Source organism: Pseudomonas sp. SORGH_AS_0199 (assembly GCF_031453735.1).
GTDB lineage: Bacteria > Pseudomonadota > Gammaproteobacteria > Pseudomonadales > Pseudomonadaceae > Chryseomonas > Chryseomonas aestiva.
Map to the genome: position 1 here is coordinate 2,076,261 of NZ_JAVJAE010000001.1, position 12,479 is coordinate 2,088,739.

The 12,479-nt window shown below is 67.5% G+C and carries 12 protein-coding genes; 5 read left to right on the top strand and 7 right to left on the bottom strand.

What is annotated here, in order from left to right:
• Positions 1-14: 14 nt before the first annotated feature.
• The 3 genes from QE444_RS09715 to QE444_RS09725 all read right to left on the bottom strand — a co-directional run bounded on the left by QE444_RS09715 (position 15) and on the right by QE444_RS09725 (position 2,130).
• Positions 15-671, bottom strand: coding sequence for a DUF2726 domain-containing protein (locus QE444_RS09715; RefSeq protein ID WP_187978754.1), 657 nt, complete (start codon positions 669-671; stop codon positions 15-17).
• A 70-nt stretch (positions 672-741) separates the two neighbouring features.
• Positions 742-1,119 (bottom strand): lysozyme inhibitor LprI family protein, encoded by a 378-nt coding sequence (locus tag QE444_RS09720; RefSeq protein WP_309738158.1) that lies wholly within the window; start codon positions 1,117-1,119, stop codon positions 742-744.
• Positions 1,120-1,173: 54 nt separating this feature from the next.
• Positions 1,174-2,130, bottom strand: a complete 957-nt coding sequence (locus QE444_RS09725) for a LysR substrate-binding domain-containing protein (RefSeq protein WP_309738160.1) — start codon at positions 2,128-2,130, stop codon at positions 1,174-1,176.
• 105 nt (positions 2,131-2,235) lie between these two features.
• Between QE444_RS09725 and QE444_RS09730 the strand changes: the two genes are divergently transcribed.
• On the top strand, positions 2,236-3,138 hold the full coding sequence (locus tag QE444_RS09730) for a DMT family transporter (RefSeq protein ID WP_309738162.1): 903 nt from the start codon (positions 2,236-2,238) through the stop codon (positions 3,136-3,138).
• A 22-nt stretch (positions 3,139-3,160) separates the two neighbouring features.
• Positions 3,161-4,057 (top strand): DMT family transporter, encoded by an 897-nt coding sequence (locus QE444_RS09735; RefSeq protein ID WP_309738164.1) that lies wholly within the window; start codon positions 3,161-3,163, stop codon positions 4,055-4,057.
• Between the two features lie 16 nt (positions 4,058-4,073).
• Here QE444_RS09735 and QE444_RS09740 read toward each other — a convergent pair whose 3' ends face one another.
• The 3 genes from QE444_RS09740 to paoA are packed head-to-tail and all read right to left on the bottom strand — an operon-like array spanning position 4,074 to position 7,952.
• Entirely contained in the window at positions 4,074-6,296 is a 2,223-nt protein-coding gene (locus QE444_RS09740) for a xanthine dehydrogenase family protein molybdopterin-binding subunit (RefSeq protein WP_309738166.1), read from the bottom strand.
• 10 nt (positions 6,297-6,306) lie between these two features.
• Positions 6,307-7,287 carry a xanthine dehydrogenase family protein subunit M gene (locus QE444_RS09745; RefSeq protein WP_309738168.1) on the bottom strand — a complete coding sequence of 327 codons (981 nt, stop codon included), beginning with the start codon at positions 7,285-7,287 and terminating at the stop codon, positions 6,307-6,309.
• Positions 7,284-7,952, bottom strand: a complete 669-nt coding sequence (gene paoA / locus QE444_RS09750; protein WP_133859727.1) for an aldehyde dehydrogenase iron-sulfur subunit PaoA — start codon at positions 7,950-7,952, stop codon at positions 7,284-7,286. Before paoA ends, QE444_RS09745 begins: the two co-directional genes overlap by 4 nt.
• A 316-nt stretch (positions 7,953-8,268) precedes the next feature.
• On the opposite strand from paoA, the gene QE444_RS09755 reads away from it, so the two are divergent.
• From QE444_RS09755 to QE444_RS09765, 3 genes are read left to right on the top strand one after another with little or no spacing between them, the layout of a single operon-like run.
• On the top strand, positions 8,269-8,799 hold the full coding sequence (locus QE444_RS09755; RefSeq protein ID WP_133859726.1) for a (2Fe-2S)-binding protein: 531 nt from the start codon (positions 8,269-8,271) through the stop codon (positions 8,797-8,799).
• Positions 8,796-9,782: a xanthine dehydrogenase family protein subunit M gene (locus QE444_RS09760; RefSeq protein ID WP_309738172.1), complete on the top strand. Its 987-nt coding sequence runs from the start codon at positions 8,796-8,798 to the stop codon at positions 9,780-9,782. Before QE444_RS09755 ends, QE444_RS09760 begins: the two co-directional genes overlap by 4 nt.
• The gene (locus tag QE444_RS09765; RefSeq protein ID WP_309738174.1) at positions 9,779-12,004 is read left to right on the top strand and encodes a xanthine dehydrogenase family protein molybdopterin-binding subunit; all 2,226 of its coding nucleotides are present in this window, start codon (positions 9,779-9,781) and stop codon (positions 12,002-12,004) included. The genes QE444_RS09760 and QE444_RS09765 overlap by 4 nt, the downstream gene beginning before the upstream one ends.
• A gap of 264 nt (positions 12,005-12,268) precedes the next feature.
• Here QE444_RS09765 and QE444_RS09770 read toward each other — a convergent pair whose 3' ends face one another.
• A complete protein-coding gene (locus QE444_RS09770; protein ID WP_133859723.1) occupies positions 12,269-12,448 on the bottom strand; it encodes a hypothetical protein in 180 nt (59 codons plus the stop codon).
• Positions 12,449-12,479 lie beyond the last annotated feature (31 nt).

Sequence of the window (12,479 nt, forward strand, 5' to 3'; positions counted from 1 at the left end):
CAGGGGCCCCTTGGTCAGTCGTCGATGTCGAGCAGGGCGCGGCAATCCGGGTAGTTCGAGCAGGCCCAGAATTCCCGCCCCTGGTGGCGACCGCTGCGCGCGCGACGACGCACCATGGGCGCCTGGCACTCCGGGCATTCCGGCGCCAGCGCCTGGCTGGGGGGCGCTACCCGGGTGCGCGGACGGCGCCCGCCGAACACGGCGTCGCGCACGGCGGTGGCGGAATAGCGCGCCGCCGCGGGAATCTCCACCAGCCGCAACTGGGCGGCCTCGCACACCGACCTCACGAAGCGATCGCGCTGCTGGCGATGGCGCTGCAGGTGCGACCTGTCGTTGAGTTCGACCACGGCGTGCACGGCGAGGTCGTCACGCCGGCAGATGGCGAAGTCGAAGTGCTTGCAGTTGATACGGTTCTGCGCGATCAGATAGCGGCGGCGGTCGCGCAGCGGCAGGGTCTGGACCACATCGGCGATGCGCACCTTGCCGAATACCCGATAGTCGTCGCCCACGGCTTCGTCGAGCACGGCGAGAAAGGCTTGTTCGGCGGGAGTGAAGAGGGCTTCGACCTGGCGATAGGGAAAGGCGGCCTGGCGCCGGCGCTGCCACCACCACAGCGCCCCCAGAAGCAGCAGTCCGGCCGGGACCAGCAGGGGCAGGTAACGCTCGTACATCTCGAACTCCAACAGCGGGGCGCCATGATAGTGAGTTCCGGCGCCGGACAGCAGCAGTGGCGACGAAGCGTCAGTCGCGCCGCGGTAGTTGCCGTTGCAGATCGTCCAGCCGCAGCAGGGTCACCGACTTCAGACAACTCAGATACTGCAGCTGCTGCATGGCGCCCTGGAAACCCCGCGTCGCGGTGGCGCAGCGGGGGGCGCGATCGTCCTGCCAGAGGTGTTGCAGGCGTTCGAAGGCAGGTCGTTGTTCAGTGGAGAGGCCCGCCAGCCGGCGCCCGTAGACGTCGGCCAGCCGGGCTTCGGCCACGGCCAGGTCCTGGCTGGCGCAGGCCGCCAGCTGCGCCTCGCTGCCCTGGCGATCGCAGGTGCCCGGGGCCTGTTCGGCGGCCAGGGCAGCGGTCGAGAGCAGCAGGGCGAGCAGGGCGGACAGGCGACAGGTGATCATGCAGGCTGACTATTGCAAGGGCAGGCCGCCTAGACTGCCGTAAAAGCCCGGCGCTCACCAGGCGCCGCCGGTCTCCTGCGGTTCGCCCTGGGTCTCGCGGAATTGACGGATCTGCACCAGCAGCCAGTCGATCCAGCGCTGTACCGGCGCGTCCACCGCGCCCTTGGGCAACACCAGGAAGTAGGCCTGGGCCGACAGCTGGTCGAACCGATCCGGCAGCGGGCGGATCAGGGCTCCGCTGGCCAGCAGGCGCTGGGCCAGCACGCCGCCGCCGAGCGCCACGCCCTTGCCGGCGGCTGCCTGTTGCAGGGCCATGCCGCTCAGTGAATAGCGCGGACCGCGCAGACTGTCGCCCAGGGGCACCTGCTGGCTGGCGAACCAGTCCTGCCAGGCGTTGGACCGGCTGCTGGGGCGACCCGAACGCCAGCCGCCGGGCCATTCGGCATGCAGCAGCGGATAGTCCAGCAAGGCGGCGGGCCCTGCCAGCTGCGCCGGGATCAGCGCCGGGCTGCACACCGGAAAGATCCATTCGCGCAGCAGCAGGCGCGTCTCGCCGTCCTGCCAGTCGCCGCGGCCATAGCGGATCGCCGCCTGGGCACCGCCCTCGGTGCCAAGGGGCACGATGGCGGACGAGGCGTCGAGAAAGACCTCGATATCCGGATGCTGGCGCTGGAAGTCTTCCAGCCGCGGCAACAGCCATTCCTGGCCGAAGGTAGGGGGCGCGCTGACGGTCAGGACGCAGCTCTTGATCCGGGCCCGGGCGACCGCGCGGGTCAGGCCATCGAGGTGCGGCGCGATCTCCCCGGCCAGGGCGCGACCCTGGGCGGTGAGCCGTACGCCCTGGGGCAGGCGCTCGAACAACGGCTGTCCCAGTTCGGCTTCGAGCAGGCGGATCTGCCGGCTGATGGCGCCGGCCGTGACATGCAACTCGTCCGCGGCCTTGGCGAATTGCTGGTGTCGCGCAGCGGCGGCGAAGGCGCGCAGGGCGTTGAGGGGGAGGGCAGTGGTCACGCTGAGCCTTAGTTTTCCTGAGCCTGACGCCCATTAAACATCGTTTGTCCGACCTGTTCAGCCACGGTCATCCTGCAGGCTCACTTTTTTCCTGGAACGATGCCCATGCGCAAGGAGCTCGACCTCCCCGCCGTGCTGGTCATGCTGGTGCTCTGCCTGGTCTGGGGCCTGCAGCAGACGGCGATCAAGGCCATCGCCGAGCAGGTGGACCCCTTGCTGCAGATCGGCTGGCGTTCGCTGCTGGCGGCCGGGCTGCTCTATGGCCTGGCGCGCTGGCGCGGCATCCGCTGCCTGGGCCGTGACCGGACGCTGATTCCCGGGCTGCTCGCCGGTTCGCTGTTCGCCCTGGAATTCCTCTGCATGGCGGTGGGCCTGAAATACACCAGCGCCGCGCACATGGTCGTGTTCATCTACACGGCGCCGCTGTTCGCCGCCTGCGGCCTGCACTGGCTGGTGCCCGGCGAGCGGCTGTCGGGGCGCCAGTGGCTGGGCATACTGCTGGCGGCCAGTGGCGTGGTCTGTGCCTTCCTGATCGGCAAGCCGAGCGGCGGCACCAGCTGGCAGGGCGACCTGATCGGCCTGGTCGGCGGTGCCGCCTGGGGCGCCACCACGGTGCTGATCCGCCGCAGCGCCCTGGCCGAGGCGCCGCCGCTGCGCACCCTGTTCTATCAACTCGGGGTGACCGGGGTGGTGCTGCTGGCGCTGGCCCTGCCGCTCGGCAAGCGCCTGGATCTGGCCGGGCTGGATTTCCTGGCCTGGTCGAGTCTGGCCTTCCAGGTGTTCATCGTCGCCGGCATCAGTCTGCTGGGCTGGTTCGTGCTGCTCAGTCGCTATCGCGCGGCGCCCCTGGGCGTGCTGACCCTGCTGACGCCGCTGTTCGGTGTACTGATGGGCGTCTGGCTGCTGGGCGAGACCCCGGGACCGGGATTTCTCGCCGGCGCGGCCCTGGTGCTCAGCGGCCTGCTGATCGTCAGCTATCCTTCCCGCTCGCGAGTCGCGTCCCGCTGACTCGCCTGGCCCTGAGCGTCCGATGTCGTCCACTTCGCTGAATCCCTGGTTGCTGCGCCTCATCCCCCTGGTGTTCCTGGCCCTGTGGTCCGCCGGTTTCGCCGTGTCCAAGGTGGGCCTGGCCTATGCGCCCCCCTTCACCCTGTTGGCGATGCGCTATGCCCTGGCTTTCAGCGTGCTGCTGATCGCCTTCCTGGTCCTGCGTCCGCCGCTGCCGCGCACCCGGCGGGAATGGGCGAATCTGGCGGTGGTGGGCTTTCTCATCCAGGGCGTCTATTTCGGCATGAGCTATGGCGCCTTGGTGATGGGCGCCTCGGCCAACGTGGTGGCCATGGTCGCCTCGTTGCAACCCATCCTGGTGGCTCTGGGCGCGCCCCTGCTGGTGGGCGAGCGGGTGGCGCCGCTGCAGTGGCTGGGACTGGCCCTGGGACTGCTCGGCGCCATCGGGGTGATCGTGGCGCGCGCCAGCGTCGCCGTGGAATCCCTGTTCGGCATCTGCCTGGCGGTAGGCGCCTTGCTGGGCATGACCAGTGCCGTGCTCTACGAAAAGCGCCTGGGTGTGGCCCAGCATCCGGTCACCAACAACCTGGTGCAGTACAGCGTCGGCCTGGTGTGTTGCGCGCCCCTGGCGCTGCTGTTCGAGCACAGCCCGGTGCACTGGGCGCCGGCCTTCATCGGTGCCCTGGCCTATCTGGTGCTGGCCAACTCGCTCTTGGCCATCAGCCTGCTGGTGTGGATGATCCGCGCCGGCGAGGCGGCGCGGGTCAGTGCGCTGTTCTTCTGCGTGCCGCCGGGCGCCGCCCTGAGCGCCTGGCTGCTGCTGGGCGAAACCCTGCCGCCCCTGGCCTGGGTGGCCATGGTCATCGCCATCGGTGGGGTGCTGCTGGCAACGCGGGCGGGAAGCAAGGCGGCGCGCTGAACCGCGCCGCCCGCCGCTAGGCCGTCTTGAGTCCGGCCAGCACCTTGTCCACCGTCAGCGGATAGTCGCGGATGCGCACCCCGCAGGCGTTGTAGACGGCGTTGGTAAGGGCGGCCCCGGCGCCGCAGATGCCCAGTTCGCCGACACCCTTGATCTTCAGCGGATTGGCCTTGTCATCCACTTCCGGCAGGAAATGGGCTTCGATGGCCGGGATGTCCAGATGGCAGGGGTAGTGGTAGTCGGCCAGGTCATGATTGACGAAGTGGCCGTGGCGGGTATCGATCACCCCATCTTCGTGCAGGGCGCTGCCCACCCCCCAGATCATCCCGCCAAGCATCTGCGAATGGGCGGTCTTCTCGTTGAGGATGCGCCCCGCAGCGAACACCCCGAGCATGCGCCGCAGGCGGATTTCGCCGGTGAGGGCGTGCACCCCCACCTCGGCGAAGAAGGCCCCGTAGCCCTGCTGCGAATAGTCCTTGAGCGTCTGCCCCGGCTTGATCTCGCCGATGGCCTGGAGATCGTGCTCGCGCGCCAGTTCGGCGAGGTCGCGACTGCCATTGTCGGCGATCAGCCGGCCACCGACGAAGCGGGCGCTGGCCGGATCGAGGCCCGCCGCTTGCGCCGCCTTCAGGCGCAGGTTCTCGCAGGCGACATAGACCGAGGAGCCGGAACTGGCCGCGCCAAAGGAGCCGCCGGAGCCGGCCCCGGCCGGATCGTCGCTGTCGCCTAGCAGCACCTTGACCCGCTCCACCGGCAAGCCGAGCGACTCGCCGGCGATCTGCGCCAGGATGGTGTAGGTCCCGGTGCCGATATCGGTCATCGAGGTCTTCACTGTGGCCGTGCCATCGGCCTCCAGGCGGACCCCGGCCTGGGACGGCCTGAGCATGTTGGCGCGACTGGCCGCGGCCATGCCCATGCCGATCAGCCAGTCGCCGTCGCGCACCTGACCGGGCTTGGCATTGCGTTTGGTCCAGCCGAAGCGGCGGGCGCCGTCCTGCATGCATTCCACCAGCTTGCGGGAGGAGAAGGGGATGTGCTTTTCCGGGTCCTGGCTGGGTTCGTTGCGGATGCGCAGCTCGATGGGATCGAGCGCGAGCATGACCGCGAGCTCGTCCATGGCGCTTTCGCTGGCAAGCATCCCCACGGCTTCGCCGGGCGCCCGGCAGGAGCCGGACTCGGGTAGATCCAGCTCGACCATGCGGTGCGCTACCAGGCGGTCATCGCCGGCATAGAGGGTACGCGAGGACAGGCCGGTGGGTTCGTAGTAGGTCAGGCCGCGAGCGGAATGGGACCAGCCCTCGTGGGCCATCGCCTGGATACGGCCATCGCGGTCGGCACCCAGGCGGATGCGCTGCACGGTGGCCGAGCGGTGGTCGGTGATCTGGAACATCTGCTGGCGGGTGAGGGTGACCTTGACTGGCCGGCCGATGGCCCGGGCGGCCATGGCGCCGATCAGCGCATCGGCATAGATCGGCAACTTGCCGCCGAAGCCGCCACCGATATAGCGCGCCACGATGCGTACCTTGTCCTTGGGCAGCTGCAGCGTATTGGCCACGCAACTCTGCGCCTGCTCGACGAACTGGGTGGAGCAATAGATCGTCACCCGGTCGCCGTCCCACTGGGCGAGACTGGCGTGGGGCTCCATCTGCGCATGGATGTGGTAGGGCGTGGTGTAGCGCTCGTCGAGCTTGACGGGCGCCCGGGCGAAGGCGGCATCCACATCGCCGGAGGCGGTGTCGGTGGGCTGATCGGCATCCGGCGGCTTCACCGCCTGGCCGAGGCTGGCGGCCAGGTCGAAGACGCCTGGCTCGGCCGCGTAGTCGATCTCCACCAGGGCCGCCGCCAGGCGCGCCTCCTCGAAGGTCTCGGCCACCACGAAGGCCACGGGTTCGCCGAAATAGCGCACCTGGTCGCTGTCCAGGTAGGGCTTGGGCCGGGTGAAGCGGCCGCTGTTGTCCGGCTCGCGGGCGGCCTGGGGTGGCGCATTGCGATAGGTCAGCACGCTGAGCACACCGGACGCGCTCTCCGCAGCCGAGGTGTCCAGACGCCGGATGCGGCCCTTGGCGATGGTGGCGCCGACGATGAAGCCGTAGGCGACGCGATCGTTGCGGAATTCGAAGCTGTAGGGCGCCTGGCCGGTGACCTTGAGCAGGCCGTCGACGCGATCGATGGGCTTGCCGATCAGGCCGCCACGATTCTCGTCGATCAGGTTGCGGCCAGCGGGTTCATTCATTTCCATGCTGCTGTCCTCAGACCTGTTGGCGAGCGTCGGCCACCCCGGCGCGCAGGATGCGGCGGGTCAGCTCGAGTTTGAAATCGTTGTGGCCATAGCCACGGGCTCCGGCGAGCAGGGCATCGCCCACGGCCGCCAGATCGCTGTCCAGGGACTGGCCGGCAAAGGCCCGGTCGGCCGCCGCCACCCGCCAGGGCTTGTGCGCCAGGCCGCCGAACGCCGCGCGACCGCTGCGGATACGCGTGCCGTCCAGCTCGACGATGGCCGCCATGGACACCAGGGCAAAGGCATAGGAAGCGCGATCGCGCACCTTGCGATAGACCTGGATGCCGGGCGGTGGCGGCGGCAGGGTCACGGCGATGATGAGTTCGCCGGGTTGCAGCACCGTCTCGATCTGCGGGGTGTCACCAGGCAGGCGATGGAAGTCGGCGATAGGAATGCGCCGGGTGCGGCCAGTGGCTTCCCGGGTTTCCACCGTGGCGTCCAGCACCCGCATGGCCACCGCCATGTCGGAGGGATGCACGGCGATGCACTGGTCGCTGGCGCCGATCACCGCGTTCATCCGATTGAAGCCGCCCAGAGCCGCACAACCGCTGCCGGGTTGGCGTTTGTTGCAGGGCATGGCGGTGTTGTAGAAGTAGGAGCAACGGGTGCGCTGCAGGAGGTTGCCGCCGGTGGTGGCCTTGTTGCGCAATTGCGCCGAGGCGCCGGCCAGCAGCGCACGGGAGAGCACCGGATAGCGCTCCCGTACCCGGGGGTCGGCGGCCAGGGTGGAATTGCGCACCAGGGTACCGATGCGCAGGCCACCCTCCTGGGTGGCGCTGATCTGGTCCAGCTGCAGGCGATTGATGTCCAGCACCTGGCTGGGTGTTTCGATCTCCAGCTTCATCAGGTCCAGCAGATTGGTGCCCCCGGCGATGAAGCGGCTGCCGGCCTGGGCGCCCTGGCGGCTGGCATCGGCTTCGGTCTGCACGCGTTGATAGTCGAAGACCCTCATGCCTGGCCCCCCGCCATCTGGATGGCCGCGACGATGTTGGGATAGGCACTGCAGCGGCAGAGGTTGCCGCTCATGCGCTCGCGGATTTCTTCTTCGCTCAGCCGCATCGGCCCGTCGAGGCGCGTCGAGACGTGGCTGGGCATGCCGGCCTTGACCTCGTCCAGCAGGGCGACCGCCGAGCAGATCTGCCCCGGGGTGCAATAGCCGCACTGGAAGCCGTCCTTGGCCAGGAAGGCCGCCTGCATGGGATGCAGGCGCTCGGCGTTGCCCAGGCCTTCGATGGTGGTGATGGTGTCGCCTTCGTGCATGGCCGCCAGGCTCAGGCAGCTGTTGATGCGCTGGCCATTGACCAGCACCGTGCAGGCGCCGCACTGGCCATGGTCGCAGCCCTTCTTGGTGCCCGTGAGGTGCAGGTTCTCGCGCAGGGCATCGAGCAGGGTGGTACGGCTGTCGACCTTGAGCCTGCGCGCCTCGCCATTGATCTGCAGGGTCAGCGGCAGCAGTTGCGGCAGCCGCGCGGCGATGGCCTGGGGCGTCAGGGGCGCGCCACCACTGGCCTGGGCGAAGGTGTAGCCGGGAATGGCGCTGGTCGCCACCAGCACCGCGGAGGTGCCGAGAAACTGCCGCCGCGACAGGCGCCAGCGTGCATCGGAGTCGGAAGCCATGGTCGGATTCTCATCGTTAGGGCACATCACGGGAGTTCTGATGACTACCCCGGTGGCAGTGGGGTTCAGGCCACTGGGCTGCTGGCATGAACAGGCGCCATACCGAATATGTCCTGACGCCGAGGAAAGGCTCTGGATCGGGACTCTCACCGTATCGCTGAGCGGCTTTCAACGTTACGTTGAATACCGCTGGGCAGGGGTGCTGAACCGGTTCCGGTCGGGGACAGTCCCTTACCTGAGGTGGCCCTTCGCTGCCACCGCCTATTCCGACCACGGGGGCAATCTGCACCCCGCGGCTTTAACCGTGAGGTCCGCCATGAACGCCACCCCCGCGCGCCAGGTTCAGCCCCTGGCCGAACCCGAGTCCCATACCATCGCCCTGACCCTCAATGGCAAGCAGCTGCAATTGGCGGTCGAGCCCTGGACTACCTTGCTCGATCTGCTGCGCGACCACCTCGACCTGACCGGCACCAAGAAGGGTTGCGATCATGGTCAGTGCGGCGCCTGCACCGTGCTGGTCAATGGCACCCGCATCAACAGCTGTCTGGCCCTGGCGGTCATGCAGGACGGCGCCGAGGTCACCACCGTCGAGGGCTTGGCCCAGGGCGACCAGCTGCACCCCATGCAGGCCGCCTTCGTTGCCGAAGACGCCTTCCAGTGCGGCTATTGCACCCCCGGGCAGATCTGCTCGGCGATCGGCATGCTCAAGGAGGGCCACGCCCACAGCGAGGCCGAGGTGGCCGAGCAGATGAGCGGCAACCTCTGCCGCTGCGGAGCCTATCGGAACATCCGCGCCGCCATCGAGCGGGCGCGTCCGGATTGCCAGCAAGGGGAGGGCCGCGAATGAACCGCTTCGGTTATGCCAAGCCCAACGCCGTGCCCGATGCCATCCGCCAACATGGCCCCCAGACCCATTTCATCGCCGGCGGCACCAACCTGCTGGACCTGATGAAGGAAAACGTCGAGCGCCCCGAGCAACTGATCGACGTCAACGGCCTGCCCCTGCGCGAGGTCGAGACCACCACCGAGGGCGGTCTGCGCATCGGTGCCCTGGTCAAGAACGCCGAGGTGGCCTACCACCCCGAGGTGCAGCGTCGCTATCCGCTGCTGGCCAAGGCCATCCTCGCCGGCGCTTCCCCGCAATTGCGCAACATGGCCTCCACCGGCGGCAACCTGCTGCAGCGCACCCGCTGCTATTACTTCTATGACGTGGGCACCCCCTGCAACAAGCGCGAACCCGGCTCCGGCTGCGGCGCTCGTGAAGGGCAGAATCGCATCCACGCCATCCTCGGCCACAGCGAGCAGTGCATCGCCACCCATCCCTCGGACATGTGCGTGGCCCTGGCTGCCCTGGAAGCCCGGGTCGAGGTGAGCGGTCCGAACGGCGAGCGGGTCATCGACTTCGCCGATTTCCACCGCCTGCCCGGCGACACTCCCGAGCGCGACACCCACCTCGCCGCCGACGAACTCATCACCGCCGTGACTCTGCCCGCCGAGAGCCTGGCCGCCCACAGCGCCTACCTGAAGATCCGCGACCGCGCCTCCTATGCCTTCGCTCTGGTCTCGGTCGCGGCAGCCCTGGAACTGGATGGCGAGCGCATCAAGCAGGTCCGTGTCGCCTTGGGCGGCGTGGCCCACAAGCCCTGGCGGTTGCCCGAGGCCGAACAGGCCCTGGTCGGTCAGGTGGCGGACAAGGCGGCCTTCGGCCAATTGGCCGATCGCCTGCTGCAAGGCGCCCAGGGCTTCGCCCATAACAGCTTCAAGATCGAACTGGCACGGCGCGCCATCGTGCGTGCCCTTACCGAAGCCGCCGGAGGTACCCTGCAATGACCGTCGTCCATCTGCAAAAAGCCGTTCCCCGCGTCGATGGTCCGCTCAAGGTCACCGGCCAGGCACTGTATGCCGGCGAATTCAGCGTGCCGGATCTGGCCTTTGGTTTCGTGGTCAACGCCACCATCACCAAGGGTCGCCTGCTCGGCCTGGACGTCAGCGAAGCCCTGGCCCAGCCCGGTGTCATCGAGGTGCTCAGCCACCTCAATCGACCCAAGATGGCCAGCTACGATGAGAGCTATACCGACATGGATGCGGCTGACGGCAAGCCCTTTCGGCCGTTGTACAACGACCGCATCCTCTACAGTGGCCAGCCCATCGCCCTGGTAGTGGCCGAGACCTTCGAGGCCGCGCGCCACGCTGCCGCGCTGATCCGTGCCCAATACAGCGAAGAGGAGCACGCCACCGACCTGGCCCAGGCTCGCGACCAGGCCCACGAAGCACCCATGGAGTTGCCGGAGAATCGGGGTAACGCCCCGGCAGCCTGGGCCGCGGCGCCTACCCGCATCGAAGCCGAATACCACTCCGCGGCGGAATTCCATAACCCCATGGAGATGCATGCCTCCACCGTCATCTACCACAAGGACGGCAAGTTGACGGTGCACGACAAGACCCAGGGTGTGCAGAACAGCGCCCAGTTCGTCAGCAGCATCTTCGGCCTGGGCGAGGGCGACGTGAAGGTCATCTCGCCCTTCGTCGGTGGCGCCTTCGGTTCCGGTCTGCGTCCGCAATACCAGCTGGTCCTGGCGACCATGGCCGCGCTGCAGCTCAAGCGCTCGGTGCGGGTGACCCTGACCCGCCAGCAAATGTTTACCTTCGGCTATCGTCCCGAGACCTATCAGCAGATCAAGCTGGCCTGCGACAGCGACGGCAAGCTGCAGGCCATCGACCACAGCGCCCTCGGCATCACCTCGCGCTTCGAAGACTTCACCGAAATGGTGCTGGTCTGGTCGGCGTCGCTCTATGCCTGTCCCAACGTCAAGCTGGCCTATCAACTGGCCGCGCTGGACGTCTACACCCCGCTGGACATGCGCGCCCCCGGCGCGGTGCTGGGTGTCTATGCGCTGGAAAGCGCCATGGACGAACTGGCCTATGCCGCCGACATCGATCCGCTGGAATTGCGCATCCGCAACTTCACCGACACGGATCCGGCCAAGGGCAAGCCCTATTCCAGCAAGGAACTGCTGGAATGCTATCGCCAGGCGGCCGAGCGTTTCGGCTGGGAACAGCGCAGCATGGCGCCGCGTTCCATGCGCGACGGCAACCAGCTAGTGGGCTGGGGCATGGCCACCGGGGTCTGGGAAGCCATGCAACAACCTGCCACCGCCAAGGCGGTGATGAACATCGACGGCAGCCTGGTGGTGGCCAGTGCCACGGCCGACATTGGCACCGGCACCTATACGGTGATGACCCAGATCGCCGCCGAGAACCTCGGTCTGCCGCTGGACAAGGTGACCTTCAAGCTCGGTGATTCCACTCTGCCCAAGGCACCCCTCGAAGGCGGTTCCTTTACCGTGTCTTCGGTGGGCACCGCCGTGAAACTGGCCTGCGACCAGCTGCGTCAGCAACTGCTGGATACGGCAAAGGAGATGGACGACTCCCCGCTGGCCGAGGCCGAACTGGAGCAGGTGGTGTTCGCCGATGGCGGCATCAGTCTCAAGACCGATCCGGCCCAGCGCGTCGACTTCACCGCCATCCTCAAGGCTTCGGGTTCGCCGTCCATGGAAACCCTGGCCAGCGCCGAGCCGGCGGAAGAGCGCGACAACTACGCCACCGGTACCCACTCGGCGGTGTTCGTCGAGGTCAAGGTCGACGAAGACTTCGGCAGCGTCCAGGTAAGTCGCGTGGTCACCGCGGTGGCCGCCGGCCGCATCCTCAATCTCAAGACCGGCGAGAACCAGGTAGCCGGTGGGATCGTCTGGGGCATCGGCATGGGCCTGCAGGAAGAGGGGATGATGGACACCCACGAAGGTCGCTGGATGAACCACAGCCTCGCCGAATACCACTTCCCGGTGCAGGCCGATATCCAGCAGCTGGAGGTGATCTTCGTCGAGGAGCTCGACGAGATCGTCAATCCGCTGGGCGCCAAGGGCATTGGCGAGATCGGTATCGTCGGGGTGGCGGCAGCCATCGCCAACGCCATCTTCCACGCCACCGGCAAGCGGGTCCGGGATCTGCCCATCACCCTGGACAAGGTCTTCGCCGACGAGCTGCTGCACTAGGGGCGAGGTTGGGGTCATGTTGGGCTTCGACGATAAAGCCGTCTCAGCCCAACCTACGGGACACTGACCTATGCCAGTCCACCCCCTCTCCCCCTGGGAGAGGGCTGGGGTTAGGGATGCCGAGCACACCGTTGGGCCAGGTGATGTTGGGCTTGGCTATGTTCAATCCATCCTACCGCAGCCCCTCGCTCCGCCGTGAAACGAAAAAGGCCCGCCTCCAAGAGACGGGCCTTTTTCAGGCAGTCGGTAAAAAGGTCTTTCGACTCACTCGGCGTGCGACGCGCCTTCGTGTTCGATCTGCTCCTTGTACTCCAGGGCATCGGCTTCGCTCTGGTAGACGCCGACCAATTCCCCTTCCTGTTTCACGTCCCACAGATGCATGCCCAGGCCACGGGCTTCGCGGGACATATGGTCTTCGTCACGTTCGGTTACGGTAATGGTCATGCTGTATCTCCTTGGTCGAGCCCGCACTACG

Coding starts and splice junctions, on each gene's coding strand:
- QE444_RS09715 (WP_187978754.1), bottom strand. CDS start 671: ATGTACGAGCGTTACCTGCCCCTGCTGGTCCCGGCCGGACTGCTGCTT.
- QE444_RS09720 (WP_309738158.1), bottom strand. CDS start 1,119: ATGATCACCTGTCGCCTGTCCGCCCTGCTCGCCCTGCTGCTCTCGACC.
- QE444_RS09730 (WP_309738162.1), top strand. CDS start 2,236: ATGCGCAAGGAGCTCGACCTCCCCGCCGTGCTGGTCATGCTGGTGCTC.
- QE444_RS09735 (WP_309738164.1), top strand. CDS start 3,161: ATGTCGTCCACTTCGCTGAATCCCTGGTTGCTGCGCCTCATCCCCCTG.
- QE444_RS09740 (WP_309738166.1), bottom strand. CDS start 6,296: ATGGAAATGAATGAACCCGCTGGCCGCAACCTGATCGACGAGAATCGT.
- QE444_RS09745 (WP_309738168.1), bottom strand. CDS start 7,287: ATGAGGGTCTTCGACTATCAACGCGTGCAGACCGAAGCCGATGCCAGC.
- paoA (WP_133859727.1), bottom strand. CDS start 7,952: ATGGCTTCCGACTCCGATGCACGCTGGCGCCTGTCGCGGCGGCAGTTT.
- QE444_RS09755 (WP_133859726.1), top strand. CDS start 8,269: ATGAACGCCACCCCCGCGCGCCAGGTTCAGCCCCTGGCCGAACCCGAG.
- QE444_RS09760 (WP_309738172.1), top strand. CDS start 8,796: ATGAACCGCTTCGGTTATGCCAAGCCCAACGCCGTGCCCGATGCCATC.
- QE444_RS09765 (WP_309738174.1), top strand. CDS start 9,779: ATGACCGTCGTCCATCTGCAAAAAGCCGTTCCCCGCGTCGATGGTCCG.
- QE444_RS09770 (WP_133859723.1), bottom strand. CDS start 12,448: ATGACCATTACCGTAACCGAACGTGACGAAGACCATATGTCCCGCGAA.